The organism is Nonomuraea aurantiaca (genome assembly GCF_020215705.1).
GTDB classification, from domain to species: domain Bacteria; phylum Actinomycetota; class Actinomycetes; order Streptosporangiales; family Streptosporangiaceae; genus Nonomuraea; species Nonomuraea aurantiaca.
This window is the reverse complement of record NZ_JAIWNB010000001.1, coordinates 973061-993840: the sequence shown is the minus strand read 5'-3', so window position 1 is coordinate 993840 and position 20780 is coordinate 973061. Positions and strand designations below refer to the sequence as shown.

Here is a 20780-nt window from a genome sequence, read left to right as displayed (position 1 = left end):
ACGGGTGCGGGACCCGGCTTGATCACGAGCGGGCACTCCCCCGTGGCTGTCACGTGATCAGCGGGTCCGCTCCATGGGTGCGGGCTGTCACCTGATCAGCGGGCCGACGTACGCGGCGCGGAGGCGGAGGAGGGAGCCCTTGGCGTATTCCTCCATCGCGTGGGCCAGCCACCCGGCGGTTCTGGCCACCGCGAAGATCGCCTCGCCGGACCCGGGCAGCATTCCGGCGACTCCGACGAGGGTGGCGAGTGCGTAGTCGACGTTCTGTTCGGGCAGGCGTCGCCGGCGGACTTCAGCCAGTACGGCCTGGACCACGGCGATGCGTTCGTGGTCCGGCGCGGCCTCCTTCACCAGATCGAGCAGGAGGCCGCCGCGGGCATCGCCGTTCTTGTAGACGCTGTGGCCGAAGCCGGGGATGCGCTCGCCCCGGCGTACCCGTTCGGCGATCGCGCGCGGGGCCTGGCCGGGTTCGCGCACCTCGGCCAGCAGTCGTTCGGCCGCGTGGGACGCGCCGCCGTGCAGAGGGCCGCCGAGCACGCCGAGGCCGGTCAGCACCACGGCGTACGGGTCCGCGCGAGCGGAGGCGGCGACCCGGGCGGCCAGCGTGGAGGGGGCCAGCTCGTGGTCGGCGAGCAGTACGAGCGCGGCCCGCAGCGCGGCCAGGAGGGCGGGGGTCGCGGGCCGCGGGCACAGACGGGACCAGAGCCGCTCTGCGATCGACTCGCCGCCGGGGTTGTGGAGGGCCGGCAGGGCGTCGACCAGCCCGGAGATGAGGCGACGGCCGGTGGCGGCGACGGAGGCGGGATCGAGCTGGTAGCGGAGGGAGTCGGCGGCGCCGAGGACCGTGGTGATCACCTGGAGGCGGTCCAGGAGCGGCAGACCGTCGGGGAGGCCGCGCTGAGCCACGATCGCGGCCTGCGCCATCTCCGGATCGCTCGCCCAACCCCGCAGCGCGCCGCCCGACGTCTCGGAATCACGCGCCCAATCCCCCGCCGTGTCGTCTGACGTCTCGGAATCGCGCACCCGACCCCCCGCTGCGCCGCCCGACGTCTCGGAATCGCGCACCCCACTGTCGGATGTCTCCGGAGCACGCACCCGACCCCGCGCCCCGCTGGCGGACGCCTCTGAACCACGCCCCCGCGCCGCACGGTCCGAGGCGAAGGTGTCGGGGTCGCCTGTCCACAACCACTCGGCCACCATTTCGAAGTCGGCGGTTCGGGCCAGGACGAGGGCGTCGCGGCCGCGGTAGTACGGGCGGTCGAGGCCGAGCGCGGTGATGCCGGACTCGATGACCAACTCCGGTGGCTGGCTGCGCGGCCGCCCGCGACGGGCCAGCTGTTCGATCTCCGCCGCGTCGAACAGGCTGCGCCGGTCCTCACTGTGACGTCGCTTGAGCACGCCCCGGCTCACGTACGCGTAGAGGGTGGCGGGCTTCACGCCGAGCCGCTCGGCCGCCGTCGCCGCGTCGATCCACTCCACGCCAAGCCTCCCATATTGATGAAAATCAATATTGATACACATTGAGCAGGCGTGTCAACGTGTGGACATGCCTAAAGTTCACTTCCTTGACGTGACCAACCGAGACGGCGTGCAGACCGCGCGCACCGGCCTGTCGAAGTTCGGCAAGACCATGGTCAACTTCTATCTGGCCAAGCTCGGCGTGGCTCAGTCCGAGATCGGTTTCCCCTTCCTGTTCCATGAGGTGCCCTACGTACGGGCGCAGACGGCGCTGGCCGAGGCAGGTGCGTTCGGCGAGCTGCGGCTGTCGGGCTGGTGCCGCGGCGTGCCGCAGGACGTGGAGAAGGCGGCGCCGCTCGGCCTGAAGCACTACAACCTGTCCATCTCCACATCGGACTACATGATCCAGAACAAGTTCCGCGGCCGCCTCGACCGCGGCGCGATCATGCGGGAGATGACGGCGGCCGTGCGGGCGGCCAAGGCGGCGGGCGCGCTGACCGTGGGCGTCAATGCTGAGGACGGGTCGCGGACGGATGACGGATTCTTGCTGGAGTTCGCGCTGGCGGCCAAGGAGGCGGGCGCCGACCGGGTCCGCTACTGCGACACGATCGGCGGCGACACCCCCGACCGGATCCGCGAACGCTTCGCCAAGCTGGCCTCGGCCGTCGGGATGCCCGTCGAGACGCACTGCCACAACGACCTCGGCCTGGCCGTGGCCAACTCCATCTCGGGCGCGCTCGGCGACCTGGAGGCCGGGCAGGACGCGTGGATCAACACCTGCGTGAACGGCATCGGCGAGCGTTCCGGCAACGCCGACCTGCTGTCCACGATCCTCGCCTTCGAGCACGGCTTCGGGCTTGAGGCGGAGATCGGTGACGCCATCGACCTGTCGTGGGCGCGCCGGTTCGGGCTGTGGGCGAGTTACGCGTTCGGGCAGCCGCTGCCGTACAACCAGGTGGGGGTGGGACGCAACGCGTTCGCGCACGAGTCGGGCATCCACGCCGACGGGGCGCTGAAGGATCACGGCAACTATGAGCTGTACGACGAGGCGACGCTCGGGCCGTTCCCCGAGGACTGGCACGCGCGCAGCGGGCGGGTCGTGCTGACCGGCGAGTACGGCGGGAAGGCCGGATTCCGGCACGTCATGGACGGGCTCGGCGTGGACGTCCGGGAGGAGGACCTGGCGTTCCGGCTGGTGCAGCTCTGCAACGCGATGACCGGCCGACCGCTCACGGACGACGAGCTGCGGCTGATCGCCGAGTATCCGCGGGAGCTGGCACTGCTGTTCCCGGAGTACGGGTGAGGGCCGGCCAACGATCCTCGTCCGGATCCGGCAGATGTGGCGGCTCATAGCATGAGCGCATGCAGATCGAGGAGCGGACCGTTGCCGACGCCGACCTGACCGCCCTGCTCGCCGCGGCCTTCGACGAGCTGGTGAAGCGCTACGGACCCGAGGGGCGTTCCGTCGTCAAGGCGCAGGCCCGCTACCTCGTCGCCTACGCCGGCGAGCATGCCGCCGGGTGTGGCGCCATCCAGCCGGCGGGTCCGGACATGGGGGAGCTCAAGCGGATGTACGTGGATCCCGCCTTCCGTGGGCAGGGGATCGCCAGGCGGCTCTTGGCGGCCTTGGAGGATCTGGCCCGGGGCATGGGCTACGAGACGGTGCGTTTGGCGACCGGGGTCAGGCAGCCTGAGGCCATAGCTTTGTACGAGAGCAGCGGGTATGTGCTTGGCGAGTCGTACGGGACGTACGTGCACCAGCCGCTGACCCGCTGCTATCAGAAGAAGCTGGGTTCGGCCTGATCACGGCTACGCATGGTCGGCCGGTCCTCCCCCAATCGCCGACGCGTGGACCCGCGCCCCGGGCGGGTAGGCCGTAAAGGCAGGCGGCACGATCACCGGGAGAGACCACGATGCGGACCAACCCGACACCGGTAGGCGGCCCCACGGCATGGACCCCCTCCACCCTGCGCGAACAGGACTGGCTGCTCCCCATCGACCAACCGCTCACCGCGATGGCCACCGGGCCCCAGCCCGAGTTCCACATCCCGGCACTGACGCTCCTGGCCGAGAGAGCCAAGGCCGCGCTCGAAGCGGGTCCCGGCCTGGTGGTGATCCGGGGATGGCCGATCATGGACTGGCCCGAGGAGCAGATCGATCTTCTGTGCTACACGTTCGGCTCGCTCCTCGGCACCCCGCGCGCCCAGAAGGCCGGGCTGGTGACCACCGGCGAGAACTCGCGCAGAGGCATGGACGACCAGGGCCTGGCCTTCCACACCGACCGGGGCGGGCCGCCCGGGCCGCCGCACCTGCTGGGCCTGCTGTGCCTCCGCGCGGCCGTCCACGGCGGGGAGTCCCTGCTGGTGAGCGGCCACGCCGTACACGACCGGCTGCTGAAAGAGCGGCCCGACCTGCTGGCCGAGCTCTATGAGGACTTCCATTTCGGCGCGGGCACGGTCTCGGACTTCGACCGCGTCTACCCCGTCTTCGAGTGGCGCGCGGGGCGGCTCCGCGTCCAGTACAACCGCCACTGGATCGAACGCGCCCAGGAAGCCGCTGGGAAGCCGCTGACCTCCTGCGCCGTGGCCGCCCTGGATGCTTTCGACGAGATCCTCGCCGACGGGGACATGGTCCTGCGCTTCCCGCTGCGCCCGTGCGATCTCCTGCTCGTCAACAATGACGTGGTGCTGCACGGCCGTACGGCGTTCACCGAAGACCCGCGCGCCCGTCGCCGCCTGGCCCGGATCTGGCTGGACTGAGCACCCTGAAGACAGGTTGACCATATTTCGTTTAACGGAGTATGGTCTCCCGCATGTTCACTAGATCAACTCTTGCCGTGACCGTGCTGTGCGCTGTCACGCTCGCCGGCTGTGCCTCCAGCCCTGAGGCGCAGCCTGCCAAGACGACGGCCGCAAGCGGCAAGTCGGACAAGCCGCAGCGGATTCAGTCGGCCATCGCCGACTGCATGAAGCAGAAGGGCTTCCGTTACGTCGCCTGGGTCCCGAAGCCCAAGCCGGAGACGGACAACGACAAGGCCGCCAATGGCGACTACGAGGCCATGAAGCGGGTGCGCTCGAAGCAGGGCTTCAATGTCTTCTACCAAGTCGCTGACCCCGGCTCCTTCAGAAAACAGGCCGCGTACACCCGCGACGACGACCCCAACTCTTCGATCAGGGACTCGCTGTCGAAGGCGCAGTTGCGCAGCTACGACAAGGTCCTCGACAGCTGTAACGTCAAGGCCCTCAAGGATGTGACCGGCAAGGTCGTCAAGAGTATGGACGACGAGTACGAGCAGTACGAGAAGGCCTACAAGGCCGCCTTCGAACGTGAGCTGAACGGCGACCCCAAGCTGCTCGAGCTGGCCGCGACCATGGGTGACTGCGTCAAGGGCAAGGGCTACCGCGTGGACTCCGTCAGCCCGACGAGCATGGCAGATCGCGGCTACCGGGAGTTCTCGGCGCAGATGAACGCCATCGCCAAGAAGCAGGGCCTGGTCGACGAAGACGCCGGCGAGAACACCGTCTACCAGCCACGGCTGTCACCGGCGACCGCGAACCAGTACCTCGCCAAGGAGATCAAGGCAGCGCTCGACGACCTCGAGTGCGGCAAGGACTTCTACGCCGACTTCTACCCCAAGTCCGGACGCATCGGCGACCGCCTCGACTCCGAGTTCGGCCGCTGGCAGCTCTGATCGCCGAACAGAAAGGCCCACTAATGGCCCTCTAGAGGGTCTGCTCCCCCGTTTCGGGCAGGCCGAGCAGGCAGAGCAGGCTCAGTACGGCCATCGCCGACACGTACCCCCCGACGCCCAGCACGCCGGCACCGCTCGCCTGCAGGCCGGTCGCCACCAGCGGCGGCACCGCGCCGCCCAGCACCCCGCCGAGGCTGTAGGCGATCGACGCGCCACTGTAGCGGTATTCGGTCCTGAACAGTTCCGGCAGGAAGGCCCCCATCGGCCCGAACACCAGCCCCATCAGGCCGAGCGCGCCGGCCAGCGCGAGCCCCACGAGCACCACCGACCGGGTCTCCATCAGCGGGAACATCACCAGCCCCCACGCCACCGCCACGGCGGTCCCGGTGAGCAGCGTGCGGCGGCGGCCGAAGCGGTCGGACACCATCGCCGACGCCACCGTCCCCGCCGCCATGAACACGACACCGATCATGGTCAGCGCGAGCATGGTGGTCTTCGGGATCTTCAGCGCCTGCGTGCCGTACGCCAGGCAGTAGGTGGTCGCGGTGTAGAAGAGCGTGTACGCGATCGTCATGGCGCCCGCGCCGAGCAGCACGCGGCGCCACTGCTGCCGCATCAGGCCGGCGAACGGCACCTCGGCGATGCGGTGCTGGTCCATGGCGGCCTGGAAGACCGGGGTTTCGGCGATCTTCAGCCGTACGTACAGGCCGGTGAGGACGAGCAGCAGGCTCGCCACGAACGGCAGGCGCCAGCCCCAGCTGCCGAACCGCTCGTCGCCGAGCACCTCCCCCAGCAGCAGGAACAGCCCGTTGGCCACGATGAACCCGACCGACGGCCCGAGCTGCGGGAACATCGCGTACAGCCCGCGCTTGCCCGGCGGCGCGTGCTCGGTCGCGAGCAGCGCGGCGCCGCCCCACTCGCCGCCGAGTCCGATGCCCTGCGTGAAACGGAGCAGCACGAGCAGCACCGGGGCGGCGACGCCGATGGCCGCGTAGCCGGGCAGCAGGCCGATCGCGACCGTGGACAGGCCCATGACCAGGAGCGAGGCGACGAGCATCGACTTGCGCCCGATCCGGTCGCCCCAGTGGCCGAACACCGCCGAGCCGAGCGGCCGGGAGATGAACGCCACCGCGAACGTCGAGAACGCGGCCAGGCGGCCCGCCACCGGGTCCATCCCGGGGAAGAACGCGGTGTTGAGCACCAGCGCGGCGGCGGTGCCGTAGATGTAGAAATCGTAGAACTCGATGGCCGTGCCGACGAGGCTGGCGGCCGCGACCCTCGATCGGCTGGGCGTCGTCCTGGTTGTGGGGGAAAGCGGCATTACGTCTCACTATGCGAATTCGCGTCTTGCCAGGTGATACGAAGACGCTATCAGCTGGGCTGCCGTGCGACCTCTTGACTCATTCTCGTTCCGAGTGAGAACGTTATCAACGTCAAACTGAGAACGTTCTCAAAAGGAGTCTCCTGTGACCGACCTGCTGCCGCTCAAACCGATCGAGTCCGACCTGGCCGACAAGATCCGCGCGACGCTCGACCAGCGCCCCCAGCTGGCGCAGCTCGTCTCGGACGCCATCGACAAGGGTCTGCGCAATGTGTTCTTCGTGGGCGCCGGCGGCTCGCTCATCGCCGCCTACCCGGCCCACTACCTGCTCGAACGCGAAGGCACCTGGCCCGTCTACAAGCTGCAGAGCGACGAGCTCAACACCGCGCGCCCCCGGCGCATGGGCGAGGGCTCGCTGGTCTTCCTGGCCTCGTACACCGGCAAGACCAAGGAGACCGTCGCCGCCGCGCAGTACGCCAGGAGCACCGGCGCGACCGTGGTCGTGGTGACCCAGGAGGGCGGCCCGCTGGCCGAGGCGGCCGACGTGGCCTTCACCGGCAAGAGTGATCTGTTCATGCAGCTGGCGGCCTATGCCCTGCTGCGCAGGTCCGGCGTGGAGCGCGACTGGGCGCTGCTCGACCAGGCCCTCGACGCGCTCCCGGACGCCCTGGTGTCCGCCGCGCACGAGGGTGAGGAGCGGGCGCGGGTCATCGCCGAGACGCTGAAGGACGAGCCGATCACGTACGTGCTCGGCTCCGGCCCCAGCTACGCCTGGGCGTACGGGCTGGCCATGTGCTTCCTGCAGGAGATGCAGTGGAAGCACGCGGCGGGCTTCAACTCGGGCGAGTTCTTCCAGGGCGCGTTCGAGGTGGTCAACGACGACGTGGCGGTGATCAACCTGCTGGGCGAGGACCCGTCGCGGGCCATGGCCGAACGGGCCAAGCGCTTCCTCGACACGTACGCGGCCAAGAAGACCTTCCACATCGACACGGCGGACCTCACGCTGCCCGGCATCCCGAAGGCGCTGCGCGGCGAGGTGTCCCCGCTGGCGATCGCCGTGCTCATGGACCGGCTGGCCCGCCACTACGAGGCCGTACGCGGACACGACCTCGACAAGCGTAACTACATGTTCCAGGTGGACTACTGATCTACCACTGATCGCGGCGCCGGGCGGCGCACCGCCGCCCGGCGGCACGGCGGGGAAAGGAGCTTGGTTTGCCGGTCGAACTCGTCATCTTCGACTGTGACGGGGTGCTGGTGGACAGCGAGCGCATCTCGGTACGCGTCGGCACGGCGGCGCTGCGCGAGCTGGGGTGGTCGATCGACGAGGAGGAGTACGCCGCCCGGTTCGTGGGCTGCAGCGACGAGGAGTGGGACCGGGCCGTCGGCGAGGTTCCTGCGGGGTGGCGCGAGCGGCTGGCGGCGGCGCACGAGGCGGCGCTGACGGCGGAGCTCGTTCCCGTGCCGGGGATCGTGGCGGCGCTGGATGGGCTGAGCGTGCCGGTGTGCGTGGCGTCCAACGGGAGCCACGCGAAGATCCGCCGCAGCCTGGAGCTCACGGGACTGGCGGAGCGGTTCGCCGGGAACGTCTTCAGCGCCGAGGACGTCGCGCGGGGGAAGCCCGCACCCGATCTGTTCCTGTTCGCGGCGAGTGCGCTCGGGGTGCCGGCGGAGCGGTGCGTGGTGGTGGAGGACAGCGCGTACGGGGTGATGGCGGCGGAGGCGGCGGGCATGCGCTGCCTGGCGCTGGTCAACGGCCTGGTCCCACCCGCCCGCCTCTCCCCCGCCACCCACGTCGCCGACCCGGCCCTCCTGCCGTCCCTGATCGGGCGAGTCTTCAGCGCGTAAGTCCGTTCGAGCATGAGGACGCGTGGGGAAGGCAGCTCTTACCCGCCGGATAGATCGAAAATGAGTTCGAGCATGGAAGTCTAGCCTCTCCGCACCGGGCGCACGGGGGCCCACGACGCGAGGAGACTTCGCCATGCCCGTTCTGACGTCCTTACGCGCGGCAGTGCTCACCTTGGTGACCGCCACCGCGCTCGTCTTACCGATCACACCCGCCCACCCGGCGGCGGCGGCGCAGCCCAACGTGGTGGTCAGGTGGAACACCGCGATGCTGGCGGCGGTGCGCGGCGGCGCGCTGGGGCCGCCGATGGTGGCCAGGGCGCTGGCCACCGTGCACACCTGTGCCTATGACGCGTGGGCCGCCTACGATCCGGTCGCCGTCGGCACCCGGCTGGGTGGCACGCTGCGCCGGCCCGCGGCCGAACGCACGGACGCGAACCGGGCCCAGGCGATCAGCTACGCGGCCCACCAGGCGGCCGTGGATCTCTATCCGGCGCAGCGGGCGGTGTTCGACGCGTTGATGACCGAGCTGGGCTACGACCCGGCCGACCAGTCCAGCCAGCCGGCCCAGACCGGCCTGGCCGCCTGCACGGCCGTGCTCGAATACCGGCACGCCGACGGCTCCAACCAGCTCGGCGGCTACGCCGACACCACCGGCTACGCGCCGGTCAACGCTCCGATGGTGGTCGCCGATCCGCTGACCACGGTCAACGACCCGAGCCGCTGGCAGCCGCTGACCTTCCGCAACAAGGCGGGCGTGGTGGTCACGCCGCCGTTCCTCGCGCCGCACTGGGGCGGGGTCGCCTCCTTCAGCGGTCACGCGCGCGACCTGGCCGACCAGGTGCCCGCACCCGCGACGTACGGCTCGGCCGCCTACCGTGCCCAGGCCGCCGAGATCGTGTCGGGCACCGCCGCGCTGACCGACCGCCAGAAGGCGATCGCGGAGTACTGGGCCGACGGCCCCAGCAGTGAGACGCCGCCCGGCCACTGGTGCCTGTTCGCCCAGCAGGTGTCGGCGCGTGACCATCATGGCCTGGACCAGGACGTGAAGATGTTCTTCGCGCTGGCCAACTCGGTGCAGGACGCCGGGATCGCCTCGTGGGAGGTCAAGCGCGTCTTCGACTCCGTACGCCCGATCACCGCGGTCCGCTTCCTGTACCAGGGGCAGCAGATCGCGACCTGGGGCGGCCGGGTGATCGACGGCGCGACGTGGGTGCCCTATCAGGTGCCGACGTTCCCGACGCCGCCGTTCGCCGAGTACGTCTCCGGCCACAGCACGTTCAGCGCGGCGGCGGCCGAGGTGCTGCGGCGCTTCACCGGCGGCGACGCGTTCGGCGGCTCGGCCCTGATCGCCAAGGGCTCCTCGCAGGTGGAGCCGGGGGTGAGCCCCGCCAACGACCTGACGCTGAGCTGGCGTACCTTCAGCGCCGCCGCCGACGAGGCCGGGATGTCGCGGAGATACGGCGGCATCCACTTCCGGGCCGGCGACCTGCAGGGCCGCGCCCTCGGCCGGGCGGTGGGCGGCGCGGCGTGGCAGCGCGCGGCGGCCTACTGGTCGGGACGCGGCTGAGAGAGCACCACACGTTGGACTACGGCAGATAGATGAACCCCGGCCGGGCAACTGGGTGATTCCAGCGGCCCGGCCCCTGGGACATCGCGCTCCCGCCCGAACGGTCTTCTCGCGTTTAGCCCCAGGCGCTGGGTGAAGAGGGCATGTCCGCGTATACGGAAATGTTCATCGGGGAGGCGTTCGGGTGGCCGATCAGGACAGCAGGCCCAAGCTGTGTCAGGTGGTGCTCGACTGCACTGACGCCAGAGCTCTGGCGGAGTTCTACCGGTCCCTGCTGGGCCTGGTCTACCGACCCGGTGATGAGCCGCCCGAAGCGGGCGAAGTTGACGAGCGGGGCCGCGACTGGCTGGTGTTGCGCACTGCGGGCGGCGCTCCACAACTGGCCTTCCAGCAGGTCGACAAGCTGCCGGAGGCGACGTGGCCGCAGGGTCAGGTCCCCCAGCAATCGCACTTGGACCTGACCGTGACGTCGGTCGAGGAGCTGCGGGCACAGCACGAACGCGTCTTGCGCCTCGGCGGCCGGCTGCTGCTGGACCGCATAGACGACGCTGAAGAGCCCCTGCGTGTGTACGCGGACCTGGCCGGACATCCGTTCTGCATTTTCGTCTCCAGCCGCAGCCTCTTTTGACGATCTCCGACTCGCCCGGGTGCGACGGCCCGGCGAGCTTCGGCTACAGGGACGTCCCGGTGGGAGTCCGCACAGATCTGGCCGACTCGCGCTCGACGAAGCGGGTGGGCAGGCGGCGGTGTACGGGGCGGCGGTCGGTGCCGTGGACGCGGTCAAGGAGCAGGCGGCCCGCCTCCGCCCCCAGCTCGTACACCGGCTGGGCCACCACGCTGAGCGGCGGGGAGATCGCCTCCGCCCAGTCGGCGTCGTCGAAGCCCACCAGCGACACGTCGGCGGGACAGCGCAGCCCCAGCCGCCGCAGCGCCTGGAGCACCCCGAGCGCGAGCAGGCTGTCGAGGGCGAGTATCGCGGTCGGCGGGTCGGGCAGCCCGAGCAGGCGGGTCGTGGCCGCGGCGGCGTCCTCCCTGCGGAAGCCCTCGGCGCTGACCAGCTCGGGCCGCGGCTCGATGCCCTGTTCGAGCAGGGCGTCACGGTATCCGGCCGCGCGGGCGCCGACCGTGGTGGCGCCCAGGCGTTCGACGCCGCGCAGTCCCGTGCGGGCGAGCCGGGGCCGCAGCTTCTCATCGCCGCCGGTCAGTAAGGCGATGCTGCGGTGGCCCAGCGCGAGCAGACGTTCGGTGGCGTCCTTGGCGGCGGCGCGGTTGTCGATGCCGACCGTGTCGGCCTCGAGCCCCGGGACCCGCCGGTCGAGCAGGACGACCGGGATCCCGGCGTCGACGACGTCCTGCAAGGCGTCGCGGTCGGCGGTGTCGGTGGGCGCGACGACCAGGCCGTCTACGCGCCGCTCGGTGAGCACGCCGAGCGCCTTGCGTTCAAGCGAGAGGTCCTCGTCGGTGTTGACCAGCAGCACCTCCCAGCCGCGCTCGTGCGCCACGTCCGCGATGCCGCGCAGGGCGCGGGAGAAGAACGGGTTCTCGATGTCGGGTACGAGCACGCCCAGCGTGTGGGTCAGCCCGGTGATCATGCTGCGGGCCAGGCTGTTGGCCCGGTAGCCGAGGCGTTCGGCCGCGGCCAGCACCGCCTCGCGGCTCTTGCCGCTCACCGAGCCGTAACCGCCGAGTGCCCGCCCGGCCGTCGCGGTGGAGACCCCTGCCTCCTTGGCGACGACCTCGATCGACGGCATGCTCCGCCGAGCGCTGCCGCTCATCCGCACCCCCGGTGCTGCTAGATCGTGTCCACACCATCATGCTCCCACTGACGAGAGGCGATCACCGTAGCGGATTTCGCGAGGGCTATTGACATGCGTCTCAGCGATTGAGAACGTTCTCACTCAAGCGAGTGAGAACCTTCCCAGTCACAGGAGACCGTGTGGAGCCACGCTTGATTCGCCTGGTGGCCGTCGGGGACAACGTCGTCGACCGCTACCCCGATCTCGGCGTCATGTATCCGGGCGGCAACGCCGTGAACGTCGCCGTGCACGCCCGCCGTACGGGCGCCGAGTCGGGCTACCTGGGCGCGGTCGGCACCGATGAGGCCGGGCGCGTGGTGCGCGACGCGCTGGCCGCCGAAGGCGTGGACCTGTCGCTGCTGCGGACGGTGGACGGGCCGAACGCCTTCGCCACCGTCCGTCTCGTCGTGGGCGAGCGCAAGTTCACCGGCGGGCGCGAGGGCGTCTCGCGGTTCCGCCTCTCCCCCGAGGATCTGGTACGGCTGGCGGCCGCCGACATCGTGCACACCGGCGAGTGCTCGTTCCTGGAGGGCCAGCTCGACCAGCTGGCCGCGCACACCAGGCGGCTGTCGTTCGACTTCTCCGAACGCCCGTGGGACTACGTCGAGGAGCATGCCCGGCACGCCGGGATCGCGATCCTGTCCAGCCCGTCCGGCTCGCGCGACGAGGCGCTCGCGCTGGCGCGGCGGGTCAGGGCGCTGGGCCCGGCCACGGTGGCGGTCACCCTCGGCGCCCACGGTGCCGTCCTGGTCTCCTTAGAGGGCTCCAGAGACGTGGTCGCCTGGGGTGCCGCCGAGCCCGTCGCCGTGGTGGACACGCTCGGCGCCGGTGACGCGTTCATCGCCCGCCTGCTGGTCGGCCTGGCCCGCGGCGAGGACCTGCCCGCGCTGGCCGTCGCGGCCACCGCCTACGCCTCCCACGCCTGTACCTCCTACGGCGCCTTCGGACACGAAGCCCCCCTGTCAAGCACCAAGGAGACCTCATGAACACGCATCGCTGGACCGCCCTACTGCTGGGCACGGCGCTGGTCACCGCCGGTTGCGGTGGCGGATCCGCCGGCGCGCCCGCCAAGGCCGACCTGTCCGCGCCCAAGGACAAGTCGGGCACTCTGACGATGGTCACCAAGTTCGCCGATCCGAAGTACGCGCCTTACTTCGAGAAGGTCGTGGCGGCGTACAAGACGGCCAATCCGAAGGTCGACATCAAGCTCGAGCAGGTCGGCGACCAGCCGTACAAGGACAAGATCCGGGTGCTCACGGCGTCGAAGGACCTACCGGACATCTACTTCTCCTGGGCCGGCGACTTCGCCAACAAGTTCGTCCGGGCCGGGCTGGCCGCGGACCTGACCGGCGTCATCGGGCCGGACACCCCGTGGGGCTCGACGTTCGCGCCGGCCGCGCTGAAGGCGTTCCAGTACAACGGCAAGTACTACGGCATGCCGGTCGACCTCGACGGCAAGTACCTCGCCTACAACAAGGCGGTCTTCACCAAGGCGGGCGTGCAGGTGCCCAAGACGTTCGAGGAGCTGCTGACCGCCTGCGACACGCTCAAGTCCGGGGGCGTGCAGCCGATCGCCTTCGGAAACCAGTACGGCTGGGCGGCCATCCACTTCATCACCCAGCTGAACGCCTACGACGTGGCCCCCAAGACGCTGGAGACCGACTACGCCCCGGCGACGGGCGCCTTCACCGATCCCGGGTACGTCACGGCGCTCAAGCAGTTCGGCGATCTGGTGGCCCGCTGCGGCACCAAGGACGCCAATGGGCTGTCGCACGAGACCGCGCAGGCGCAGTTCCTGTCCGGGAAGGCGGCCATGCACTATCTGGAGTCGGTCGAGTTCGACGTGCTCAACAAGTCGAAGCTCGACTGGAGCTTCCTGCGCCTGCCCGCCCCGGCGAGCGCCCCCGGCGACACGAACGCGCTGACCGGCGCCCCCGACGGCTTCCTGGTCAACGGCCAGAGCAAGAACGCGGGCCTGGCCGTGGACTTCCTGAAGTTCCTGTCCAGCAAGGAGAACGCGGCCACGATGACCAAGGACATCGGCTGGCTCAGCCCGGTCAAGGACTCGGCCACCTCCGCGAACTCCTACCCCCAGCTCACGGACGCTCTGCAGGACATCGGCAAGGCCGGCAGCTTCGCCATCTGGCTGGACACGATCACCAACGCCGAGGTCGCCGGCGCGTACCTGTCCGGAGTCGAGGGCATGCTGTCCGGCTCCCGTACTCCCGAGCAGGTCATGGCCGGCGTCCAGAAGGCGGCGGCCAAGGCCAAGAAGGAAGTCGGGTGACCGTGCTGAGGCGGTGGCGTGCCTGGGCCTGGGTGCTGCCCGCCGTCGTCCTCCTGCTGGTGTTCGTCTACTACCCGATCGCCGACAACCTGCGGCTGAGCCTGTTCTCCTGGAACGCTTTCTCGCCCGAGCCCCGGTTCGTGGGCCTGGACAACTACGCCGAGGCGTTCGGCGACCCGGTGTTCTGGCGGGCGCTGGGCAACAACGCCGCCTACGCCGTGGTCTCGCTGGTCTTCCAGGGCGGGCTGTCGCTGGTGCTGGCCGCACTGCTGGAGGAGCTCGTCGGGCGGCGCATGCGCGGCCTGCTGCGCACGCTCTACTTCATCCCGGCCGCGATGTCGATCACGGTCGTGGGCGTGCTGTTCTCCTTCCTCTACAACCCCCGGTACGGCCTGCTGAACGAGGCGCTCAACGGCCTCGGCCTCGGCCACCTGGCCAGGGCCTGGCTGGGCGAGGAGGGCTCGGCCATCTGGAGCGTCATCGCGATGAGCCAGTGGCAGTCGGTCGGCTACACCGCCGTGCTGTTCGTGGTGGCCATCCAGCGCATCCCCCGCGAGTACTACGAGGCCGCCAAGGTCGACGGCGGCGGCCCGGTGCGTACGTTCTTCTCCATCACGCTGCCGATGGTCAGGGAGATGACGACGCTGGTGGTCATCCTCACGATCTCGGGCGCCTTCCTGGTGTTCAACGAGGTCATGGTGATGACGGCCGGCGGTCCCGACAACTCCAGCCAGGTGCTCGGCACATGGCTGTACCGCAAGGCGTTCATGGAGGACGACATGGGCTACGCGGCCACCGTCGCCACGGTGATCTTCGTCATCACGTTCGCCATCGCGGCCGTACAACTGGCCGTGTCCCGCCGCCGGAGGTACGACTCGTGATCTCGACCAGCCTGACCCGCCCGGCCGTGGTACGCGCGGAGACCCCCATACGGCTGCGGTCGGTCGTGGGCCGGCTGCTCGGGTGGAGCCTGCTGGCCGGGTTCGGGATCGCGGTGCTTTATCCGGTGCTGTGGATGGTGCTCAGCGGGTTCAAGGACAACCAGGAGATCTTCAACCAGCCGTGGGGGCTGCCCGGCGAGCTGCGCTGGGACAACTGGGCGCGGGCCTGGGACCTGGGTGTCGTCCGCTACTTCACCAACAGCGTGATCGTCACCTCGGCGTCGATCGTGGCCACGACGCTGATCAGCGCGTGGGCGGCTTACGGGATGTGCCGGTTGCGGCTGCCGTTCGGGAACGGGGTGGCGTTGCTGGTGCTGGGCGGGCTGCTGCTGTCGCCGACGGTGGCGCTGATCCCGCTCTTCCGCCTGCTGACGTCGATCGGGCTCTTCGACACGTACTGGGCATTGATCGTGCTTTACACCGCTTTTCGGGTGCCTTTCACGATTTTCCTGATCCGGGCGTACATGATCGAGCTGCCGCGCTCCGTGGACGAGGCGGCCACCATCGACGGCGCGTCCACCACGCAAATCTTCTGGCGGATCATCCTGCCGATGTCGCGGCCCATCCTGGTGTCGGCGGCGCTGCTGCAGGCGCTGTTCGCGTGGAACGAGTTCGCGTTCGCGCTGGTGTTCGTCAGTGACGACTCGCTGAAGACGCTGCCGGTCGGGCTGATGGCCATGCAGAGCCGCCTGCTCACGGACTGGCCGGTGATGATGGCGGGGCTGACCATGGCAGCGCTGCCGACGATCGTGCTGTTCCTGATCGGCCAGCGCCAGTTCCTGCGCGGCCTCACGGAAGGGGTGGGCAAGTGACCCAGGGCCGCCTGGCGCGGCCCTGATCTCTCTCAGGTGGTTCGTCGAGGGCGGCCGATGCGGAGAACACCTTCTTCGTGGGGGAGGAGATGCGGTTCTCTCGCGTCTGCTATTGACGAGGGGCTCAAGGCCAATGGACGATCGGCGCGAATGGAGAAACTCCAAGAAATCCGATCAAGGAGCGGCCATGCGCCTGCGATTCCTCGGAAGCAACAGCGAGCAAGGCACCTGTCCCGCCGTCTACGAGACGGACCGCGACACGATCGCAGTCCAGGGAAAGCTGATCACCGATCCCGAGGCCCTCGGCGATGCCGTCAACCTGGCCCCCGACGAGATCATCATCGAGATCCCCAAGGACCTCCTGCCACACTTCCCCCAGGGGTGACCGTGCTTCTGTCCGAGGCAGAGCTGGGCGACCTGCTCGCCACCTTCACCACCAGCGCATTCCGGTTCGAGCTCCGGGAGCGCTACAACAGCGCTGTGGGCGCCGAGCCGTTCCGCAAGTGGCAGGCCGGCGAGTCGGACGACTACGCGTGGCATCGGTCTTGGATGGAGAAGATCAGCCGCGACGTCGCATCCGGGAAGACCTGGCAGCGAGTCCGCATCGTGTCCGTACCGCCGTCCGACTACACGAGGTACGGCATGAAGGTGGCTCAGCTCAGCGTGCGGGCCGGGGAGGACATCCGCTATCTGCGCCGCGATGTTGCCGCGCGGCTTGGCCTCGACCCGTACGACGCCTGGCTGCTCGACGGCTCCCGCCTGATCTGGTTGCACTTCGACGACGCCGACGACACGTTCGCCGGCGCCGAACTCGTCACCGATCGCGAGGTTGTCTCGCGTCACCTGGCGTGGCGGGATCTGGCCCTGAAGCATGCCCAGTCGCTGGACGAGTTCGCCGCGCACCTCCGGTGAATCAACCCCTTCTCGGGCAGCAAGCCGTTCAAGCGCTCGGCATCCGCCTGCGAGACCTGAGGCGCGATGCCGGGCTGACCGGCCGCGAGCTCGCCACCTCGTGCGGATGGGTGCCGTCCAAGGTGTCGAAGATCGAGCTCGGCAAGCAGGTTCCCTCTGAAGATGACATCCGGGACTGGTGCGTTGCCTGCCAATTCCCCAGCGAGATCAGCGATCTGGTCGCGGCTGTCCGCTCGATCGACGCTCAGTACATGGACTGGAGGCGGTCCCTCAAGACCGGTACGCGGCGTCGCCAGCGCGCCAACATCGACGCCTACGAGAAGACGCGGCTCATCCGGGCCTGGGAACCCACGGTCATCCCTGGGCTGCTCCAGACGGCCCCGTACGCGCGCGGCATCCTGACGACGGTCATCGATTTCCACGGCATTCCTGACGACATTGAGGAGGGCGTACAGGCCCGACTGGAGGCCCAGCGGGTACTCGGCCGCGCCCATCGCCGGTTCCTGTTCCTCCTTGGCGAGGCAGCGCTGTACACCGCAGTAGGCGACCGCGAGGCGATGACGGAGCAGCTGCGCCGACTGCTGGATGCCACTCATGCGCCGCGTCTCAGCCTCGGCATCGTGCCGCTGGCGGCGCCGTACACGGTGCCCAGGAATAACGCGTTCACCATCTACGACAGCCGCATGGTGACCGTGGCCACGTACACCGCCGAGCTGACGCTGCGACAGCGCCACGAGGTCACGATCTACGAGAAGGCGTTCGACCGTCTTATGGCCTTGGCAGTACGCGGCGAGGAGGCACGCCGACTGGTCGGCCAGGTACTGAACGATCAAGGAGAAATCTAAAGCAACTTCGTTGAGCTCCGCGCTCCTCGATCCGTAGCGTTCCGTACATGGACAGTCACGGGTCCGAACCCCCTCGCAAACGCCCGCCCCGATGCCGGACACAGGCGCCACAAGCGTGACCGCCCTTATCGACGCCGTGCACCGCACTCGGGGCGGCTGGCGGATCCCAGACCAGAACCTCTGGACCGGCGAGGTCGAGGAGCACGCACTCACGTTCGCCTTCGATCCCGCAGCCGGCGCGCTGTTCCTGACGTACGAGGACCCACGCCCGCACGACTGGGAACGCGGCCTTCTCTGGTTGCGGCACGGTCAGGACCGGTCCGGGGCGTACAAGTGGCGGGCGATCAACACACCGCGCACCCGCCGCATGATGAACGAGCACCTGTGCATGGTGTGCAGCGGCTCGTGCCGCCAGAAGAAGGACGGCCGGACCACGTGGCTGTTCGTGGACGACCCGGCGACCACACCGACGGCACGCCGATCACGAACCTGCCGCCCACCTGCCCGGACTGCGTTCCCGAGTCGCTGGCGACGTGCCCGCGCCTGAGCGAGCGGGCCCGGCTCGTCACCGTGGCGAAAGCCAGGCCGTTCGCGGTCACCGCCGACCTGTACGAGCCGGCCGAGGGTTTCCCGGCCCCGGCCGTGAAGGTACGACACGAGATCCACATCCCGTGCGGGCCGGAGACGGCGTACTGGCTGCGCTTCGCCCTCGGCAAGCAACCATGGCTGGCCTTGGACGACATGAGAGACGAGCCCAAAGGCCGCTTGCGCCGTCAGACCCCCGCACCACGAGAGGAGACAGCAGTGGGCCGACACGAGGACCCGAACAGCCCCAAGGAGAAAGAGGTCACCGGCAAGGAGGGCGGCACCGGCAGTACCAACGACCAGCAACAGAAACCCCAGGGCGACCACGCCGATGGGAAGGGCAAGGGGAAGTGAGCGTCACGCCCGAGCGCCTCGCACGACTGAGCGCCGCCCTGGATCCCGAGGGATCCGGAGACATCAGCCCATCCATCACGGACGCCGTGCACGCCGTGCCTCGCCACCTGTTCATTCCCGCCGTGGGCCTGGTTGTCGAAGAGGAGGGGGCGCCGTACCTGATCGACCGCGACGCCGACCCCGCCACCTGGTGATCGGGGAGAGGTGACCTCCATCGAGGTGGACCCACAGGTCGCTGAGCAGGCGGCGAAGAACCTCGCCGAGTCCGGGACCCATCCGCGGCTGCTCGTCGGCGACGGCGCGCTCGGCTGCGCGGACGGGGAGCCGTACGACCGGGTGCACGTCACCTGCGGCATCCGCACGATTCCGTACGCCTGGGTGAAGCAGACCCGTCCCGGCGGCGTGATCGTGCTGCCGTGGCATCCCGGCTATGGCACCAGTCACGCGCTACGCCTGGAGGTGCGGGACGACGGCACCGCCATCGGGCGGGCGGTCGGGTACGCCGGCTACATGATGATGCGGTCGCAGCGGCTGAAACCGGGCGAGGACCCGCCGCCGGGCAAAGGGCGTCGGCATTACCGGACGGCGCTCGACCCGCGAGCGCTCGACCGGCTGGGCGCGGGCGCGGATCTGGCCATCGGTGCGCTGACGGGTCTGCGGTCGCACACCACCGAGGGTGCCGATGAGGACGGCGAATACGTGCGCACGTGGATCTACGATCCCGACGACGGCCGGTCGTGGGCGGTGGCCACCTGGCGGCCCGGAAGTGTGGGTCACGGGGTTCAGCAGGTGGGCGACCGGCCTGTGTGGGATGAGGTCGTCCAGGCGTACGCGCAGTGGGTGAGCTGGGGCGAGCCGCACTGGCGCCGCTACGGCCTCACCGTCGCGCCGGACGGCCAGTCGATCTGGCTGGATACACCGGAACGGGTACTGAGTACCACCTGAGTCCTGAGCAGGCGCGCGGAAGCGTCTGCGCCACAGCTGGGACTCCTCCGTGCCATCCGGCCTCAGGAGTGCCAACCTTTCGCCGCGCCCACAGCGTCTGGAGGTTACCGACTTGAGGAGAGACGTTGGATCGCGATGCCAGTTTCCAGGCGGTCGTGGATGCTCACCAACGCTCGTTGATGCGCCTGGCCTATCTGCTCACCGGAGAGGTCCACCTCGCGGAGGACCTCGTACAGAGTGTGCTGGTCCGCATGATCGGGCGGCAGGCGTTACGTTCGGCTCCTATCCCGCCCGGCTGGACCTGACAGAACTCCAGCGGGTCGCCGATCTGGCCCGCGCCTACACAAGTTGATCAAACGCCCGGTAGAGGTCAGGAACACCGTTGCGAAGGGCGGGTGAGCCCGGCCGGGTGCCGGGCGCAGGCGGCGTCGGCTCTCGGCCCTCGGCGCTCGGCTCCCGCCGGGCTCCCGGCTCTCGGCTGCTACGGTGCGGGGAACAGCTCCGGCAGGGCCGTCCTGGCGATCGGGCGGAGCCGCTCGGCGTGCTCCTGCTCCACCGACCGGTACGGCCAGCGGACGCGGGTGCCGATGTCCGCCCAGCCACCGACATGGGCGAGGAACTTGTCGAGCGCCGGATTGGCGTACCCACCGGACGCCAGCGGCTGGACGTGCTCGGCGAAGAACAGCCCGATCCGGCGCTCCACATCGCGCGCCGCCGCCTGGTCGGCGCGCATGAGATGCTGCCAGGCCATGGCACCGGCCGGGCTGAACGCCGCGATGTTGGAGTAAGACCCCGCCGCGCCCAGTTCCGTACCGGTGGCAAGGGTGTGCCCCGCCACGAAAACCGGCAGATCGGCCGCCTCGGTTCGCATCTCGCGATACCAGCCCGCATCGCCCCCCGCGACCTTCACCCCGACCAGCGCGGGAACCCGTGCGGCCAGCATGCCGAAGGCGGCGGGCGTGAGGCGGGTCTTGGCGTGCGGCGGGTTGTACAGGACCAGCGGCACGGGGTCGGCGACCTCGGCGACCCGCTCGAGGAAGCCCACCACCTCGGCCAACGACGGCGGCGCCCAGTCCGGCAGGATCACCTGGATGGCGCCGGGGTGGAGCTCACGGGCGAGCTCTACCCGCCGCAGGCAGGTGGTGGCGCTCATGTGACTGGCGCCTATTTGGTACGGCAGGCCGGCGCAACGCTCCGCGAGCAGCTCGTTGACCTGCTGGTATTCCTCATCGGTTATGGCGTGGAACTCCCCCGCCGTACCGTGGGCGTACACGCCGTCCAGACCCGCCACGGCCAGCCGGTCCAGCTCGTCGGCCAGCCGGGCGAAGTCGATCGAGTCGTCGGGGCGGAGCGGCAGCAGGACGGTGCCCCACGTACCACCGAGGGTCTTTCGCCTGAGAAATGTCGTCATACGCCGA

The 20780-nt window shown here is 69.6% G+C and carries 24 protein-coding genes; 20 read left to right on the top strand and 4 right to left on the bottom strand.

The genetic code is table 11. From position 1 onward, the window contains the following. Nucleotides 1-87: 87 nt before the first annotated feature. Nucleotides 88-1479 (bottom strand): citrate synthase, encoded by a 1392-nt coding sequence (locus LDL49_RS04560; protein WP_225289606.1) that lies wholly within the window; start codon nucleotides 1477-1479, stop codon nucleotides 88-90. Nucleotides 1480-1546: 67 nt separating this feature from the next. On the opposite strand from LDL49_RS04560, the gene LDL49_RS04555 reads away from it, so the two are divergent. From LDL49_RS04555 to LDL49_RS04540, 4 genes are all read left to right on the top strand, one after another. Then, the gene (locus LDL49_RS04555) at nucleotides 1547-2761 is read left to right on the top strand and encodes a LeuA family protein (RefSeq protein ID WP_225289605.1); all 1215 of its coding nucleotides are present in this window, start codon (nucleotides 1547-1549) and stop codon (nucleotides 2759-2761) included. A 59-nt stretch (nucleotides 2762-2820) separates the two neighbouring features. Further along, nucleotides 2821-3261, top strand: coding sequence for a GNAT family N-acetyltransferase (locus LDL49_RS04550; RefSeq protein WP_225289604.1), 441 nt, complete (start codon nucleotides 2821-2823; stop codon nucleotides 3259-3261). Between the two features lie 110 nt (nucleotides 3262-3371). Beyond that, entirely contained in the window at nucleotides 3372-4217 is an 846-nt protein-coding gene (locus tag LDL49_RS04545) for a TauD/TfdA family dioxygenase (protein ID WP_225289603.1), read from the top strand. Nucleotides 4218-4270: 53 nt separating this feature from the next. Then, nucleotides 4271-5149: a hypothetical protein gene (locus LDL49_RS04540; protein WP_225289602.1), complete on the top strand. Its 879-nt coding sequence runs from the start codon at nucleotides 4271-4273 to the stop codon at nucleotides 5147-5149. A 31-nt stretch (nucleotides 5150-5180) separates the two neighbouring features. Here LDL49_RS04540 and LDL49_RS04535 read toward each other — a convergent pair whose 3' ends face one another. Continuing rightward, on the bottom strand, nucleotides 5181-6470 hold the full coding sequence (locus tag LDL49_RS04535) for an MFS transporter (protein WP_225289601.1): 1290 nt from the start codon (nucleotides 6468-6470) through the stop codon (nucleotides 5181-5183). 145 nt (nucleotides 6471-6615) lie between these two features. Here LDL49_RS04535 and LDL49_RS04530 point away from each other — a divergent pair, with 145 nt between their 5' ends. The 4 genes from LDL49_RS04530 to LDL49_RS04515 all read left to right on the top strand — a co-directional run bounded on the left by LDL49_RS04530 (nucleotide 6616) and on the right by LDL49_RS04515 (nucleotide 10513). Beyond that, nucleotides 6616-7617, top strand: coding sequence for an SIS domain-containing protein (locus tag LDL49_RS04530; protein ID WP_225289600.1), 1002 nt, complete (start codon nucleotides 6616-6618; stop codon nucleotides 7615-7617). A gap of 68 nt (nucleotides 7618-7685) precedes the next feature. Then, the gene (locus tag LDL49_RS04525) at nucleotides 7686-8318 is read left to right on the top strand and encodes an HAD family hydrolase (protein ID WP_225289599.1); all 633 of its coding nucleotides are present in this window, start codon (nucleotides 7686-7688) and stop codon (nucleotides 8316-8318) included. 133 nt (nucleotides 8319-8451) lie between these two features. Continuing rightward, nucleotides 8452-9885 (top strand): vanadium-dependent haloperoxidase, encoded by a 1434-nt coding sequence (locus LDL49_RS04520; protein WP_225289598.1) that lies wholly within the window; start codon nucleotides 8452-8454, stop codon nucleotides 9883-9885. A 184-nt stretch (nucleotides 9886-10069) separates the two neighbouring features. Beyond that, nucleotides 10070-10513 (top strand): VOC family protein, encoded by a 444-nt coding sequence (locus LDL49_RS04515; RefSeq protein WP_225289597.1) that lies wholly within the window; start codon nucleotides 10070-10072, stop codon nucleotides 10511-10513. Nucleotides 10514-10556: 43 nt separating this feature from the next. Here LDL49_RS04515 and LDL49_RS04510 read toward each other — a convergent pair whose 3' ends face one another. After that, nucleotides 10557-11660, bottom strand: a complete 1104-nt coding sequence (locus LDL49_RS04510; protein WP_225289596.1) for a LacI family DNA-binding transcriptional regulator — start codon at nucleotides 11658-11660, stop codon at nucleotides 10557-10559. Nucleotides 11661-11833: 173 nt separating this feature from the next. On the opposite strand from LDL49_RS04510, the gene LDL49_RS04505 reads away from it, so the two are divergent. The 12 genes from LDL49_RS04505 (at nucleotide 11834) to LDL49_RS04450 (ending at nucleotide 19667) form a co-directional block, all read left to right on the top strand. Then, on the top strand, nucleotides 11834-12667 hold the full coding sequence (locus tag LDL49_RS04505; protein WP_225289595.1) for a PfkB family carbohydrate kinase: 834 nt from the start codon (nucleotides 11834-11836) through the stop codon (nucleotides 12665-12667). Then, nucleotides 12664-13968 (top strand): ABC transporter substrate-binding protein, encoded by a 1305-nt coding sequence (locus LDL49_RS04500; RefSeq protein ID WP_225289594.1) that lies wholly within the window; start codon nucleotides 12664-12666, stop codon nucleotides 13966-13968. Before LDL49_RS04505 ends, LDL49_RS04500 begins: the two co-directional genes overlap by 4 nt. Next, complete coding sequence (locus tag LDL49_RS04495) at nucleotides 13965-14849, top strand: carbohydrate ABC transporter permease (protein ID WP_225289593.1); 885 nt, start codon at nucleotides 13965-13967, stop codon at nucleotides 14847-14849. The genes LDL49_RS04500 and LDL49_RS04495 overlap by 4 nt, the downstream gene beginning before the upstream one ends. Further along, nucleotides 14846-15721 (top strand): carbohydrate ABC transporter permease, encoded by an 876-nt coding sequence (locus LDL49_RS58205; RefSeq protein ID WP_225289592.1) that lies wholly within the window; start codon nucleotides 14846-14848, stop codon nucleotides 15719-15721. Before LDL49_RS04495 ends, LDL49_RS58205 begins: the two co-directional genes overlap by 4 nt. 187 nt (nucleotides 15722-15908) lie before the next feature. Further along, nucleotides 15909-16106, top strand: a complete 198-nt coding sequence (locus LDL49_RS04485) for a hypothetical protein (RefSeq protein ID WP_225289591.1) — start codon at nucleotides 15909-15911, stop codon at nucleotides 16104-16106. Further along, complete coding sequence (locus LDL49_RS58200) at nucleotides 16103-16633, top strand: DUF6879 family protein (RefSeq protein ID WP_225289590.1); 531 nt, start codon at nucleotides 16103-16105, stop codon at nucleotides 16631-16633. Before LDL49_RS04485 ends, LDL49_RS58200 begins: the two co-directional genes overlap by 4 nt. Beyond that, the gene (locus tag LDL49_RS58195; RefSeq protein ID WP_225289589.1) at nucleotides 16570-17478 is read left to right on the top strand and encodes a helix-turn-helix domain-containing protein; all 909 of its coding nucleotides are present in this window, start codon (nucleotides 16570-16572) and stop codon (nucleotides 17476-17478) included. The genes LDL49_RS58200 and LDL49_RS58195 overlap by 64 nt, the downstream gene beginning before the upstream one ends. Before the next feature lie 115 nt (nucleotides 17479-17593). Further along, nucleotides 17594-18025 carry a hypothetical protein gene (locus LDL49_RS04470; RefSeq protein ID WP_225289588.1) on the top strand — a complete coding sequence of 144 codons (432 nt, stop codon included), beginning with the start codon at nucleotides 17594-17596 and terminating at the stop codon, nucleotides 18023-18025. Beyond that, the gene (locus LDL49_RS04465) at nucleotides 17914-18417 is read left to right on the top strand and encodes a hypothetical protein (RefSeq protein ID WP_225289587.1); all 504 of its coding nucleotides are present in this window, start codon (nucleotides 17914-17916) and stop codon (nucleotides 18415-18417) included. The genes LDL49_RS04470 and LDL49_RS04465 overlap by 112 nt, the downstream gene beginning before the upstream one ends. Beyond that, on the top strand, nucleotides 18414-18611 hold the full coding sequence (locus LDL49_RS04460; protein WP_225289586.1) for a hypothetical protein: 198 nt from the start codon (nucleotides 18414-18416) through the stop codon (nucleotides 18609-18611). The genes LDL49_RS04465 and LDL49_RS04460 overlap by 4 nt, the downstream gene beginning before the upstream one ends. Before the next feature lie 10 nt (nucleotides 18612-18621). Continuing rightward, nucleotides 18622-19362, top strand: a complete 741-nt coding sequence (locus tag LDL49_RS04455; protein WP_225289585.1) for a methyltransferase domain-containing protein — start codon at nucleotides 18622-18624, stop codon at nucleotides 19360-19362. 125 nt (nucleotides 19363-19487) lie between these two features. Further along, entirely contained in the window at nucleotides 19488-19667 is a 180-nt protein-coding gene (locus tag LDL49_RS04450) for a sigma factor (RefSeq protein ID WP_225289584.1), read from the top strand. Nucleotides 19668-19843: 176 nt separating this feature from the next. Here LDL49_RS04450 and LDL49_RS04445 read toward each other — a convergent pair whose 3' ends face one another. Continuing rightward, nucleotides 19844-20773 carry a dihydrodipicolinate synthase family protein gene (locus tag LDL49_RS04445; protein ID WP_225289583.1) on the bottom strand — a complete coding sequence of 310 codons (930 nt, stop codon included), beginning with the start codon at nucleotides 20771-20773 and terminating at the stop codon, nucleotides 19844-19846. Between the last annotated feature and the right edge of the window lie 7 nt (nucleotides 20774-20780).

Bases quoted from the DNA above. Each gene is read 5' to 3' on its own strand.
- LDL49_RS04555 (WP_225289605.1), top strand. From the start codon at position 1,547: ATGCCTAAAGTTCACTTCCTTGACGTGACCAACCGAGACGGCGTGCAG.
- LDL49_RS04550 (WP_225289604.1), top strand. From the start codon at position 2,821: ATGCAGATCGAGGAGCGGACCGTTGCCGACGCCGACCTGACCGCCCTG.
- LDL49_RS04545 (WP_225289603.1), top strand. From the start codon at position 3,372: ATGCGGACCAACCCGACACCGGTAGGCGGCCCCACGGCATGGACCCCC.
- LDL49_RS04540 (WP_225289602.1), top strand. From the start codon at position 4,271: ATGTTCACTAGATCAACTCTTGCCGTGACCGTGCTGTGCGCTGTCACG.
- LDL49_RS04535 (WP_225289601.1), bottom strand. From the start codon at position 6,470: ATGCCGCTTTCCCCCACAACCAGGACGACGCCCAGCCGATCGAGGGTC.
- LDL49_RS04520 (WP_225289598.1), top strand. From the start codon at position 8,452: ATGCCCGTTCTGACGTCCTTACGCGCGGCAGTGCTCACCTTGGTGACC.
- LDL49_RS04510 (WP_225289596.1), bottom strand. From the start codon at position 11,660: ATGAGCGGCAGCGCTCGGCGGAGCATGCCGTCGATCGAGGTCGTCGCC.
- LDL49_RS04500 (WP_225289594.1), top strand. From the start codon at position 12,664: ATGAACACGCATCGCTGGACCGCCCTACTGCTGGGCACGGCGCTGGTC.
- LDL49_RS04485 (WP_225289591.1), top strand. From the start codon at position 15,909: ATGCGCCTGCGATTCCTCGGAAGCAACAGCGAGCAAGGCACCTGTCCC.
- LDL49_RS04445 (WP_225289583.1), bottom strand. From the start codon at position 20,773: ATGACGACATTTCTCAGGCGAAAGACCCTCGGTGGTACGTGGGGCACC.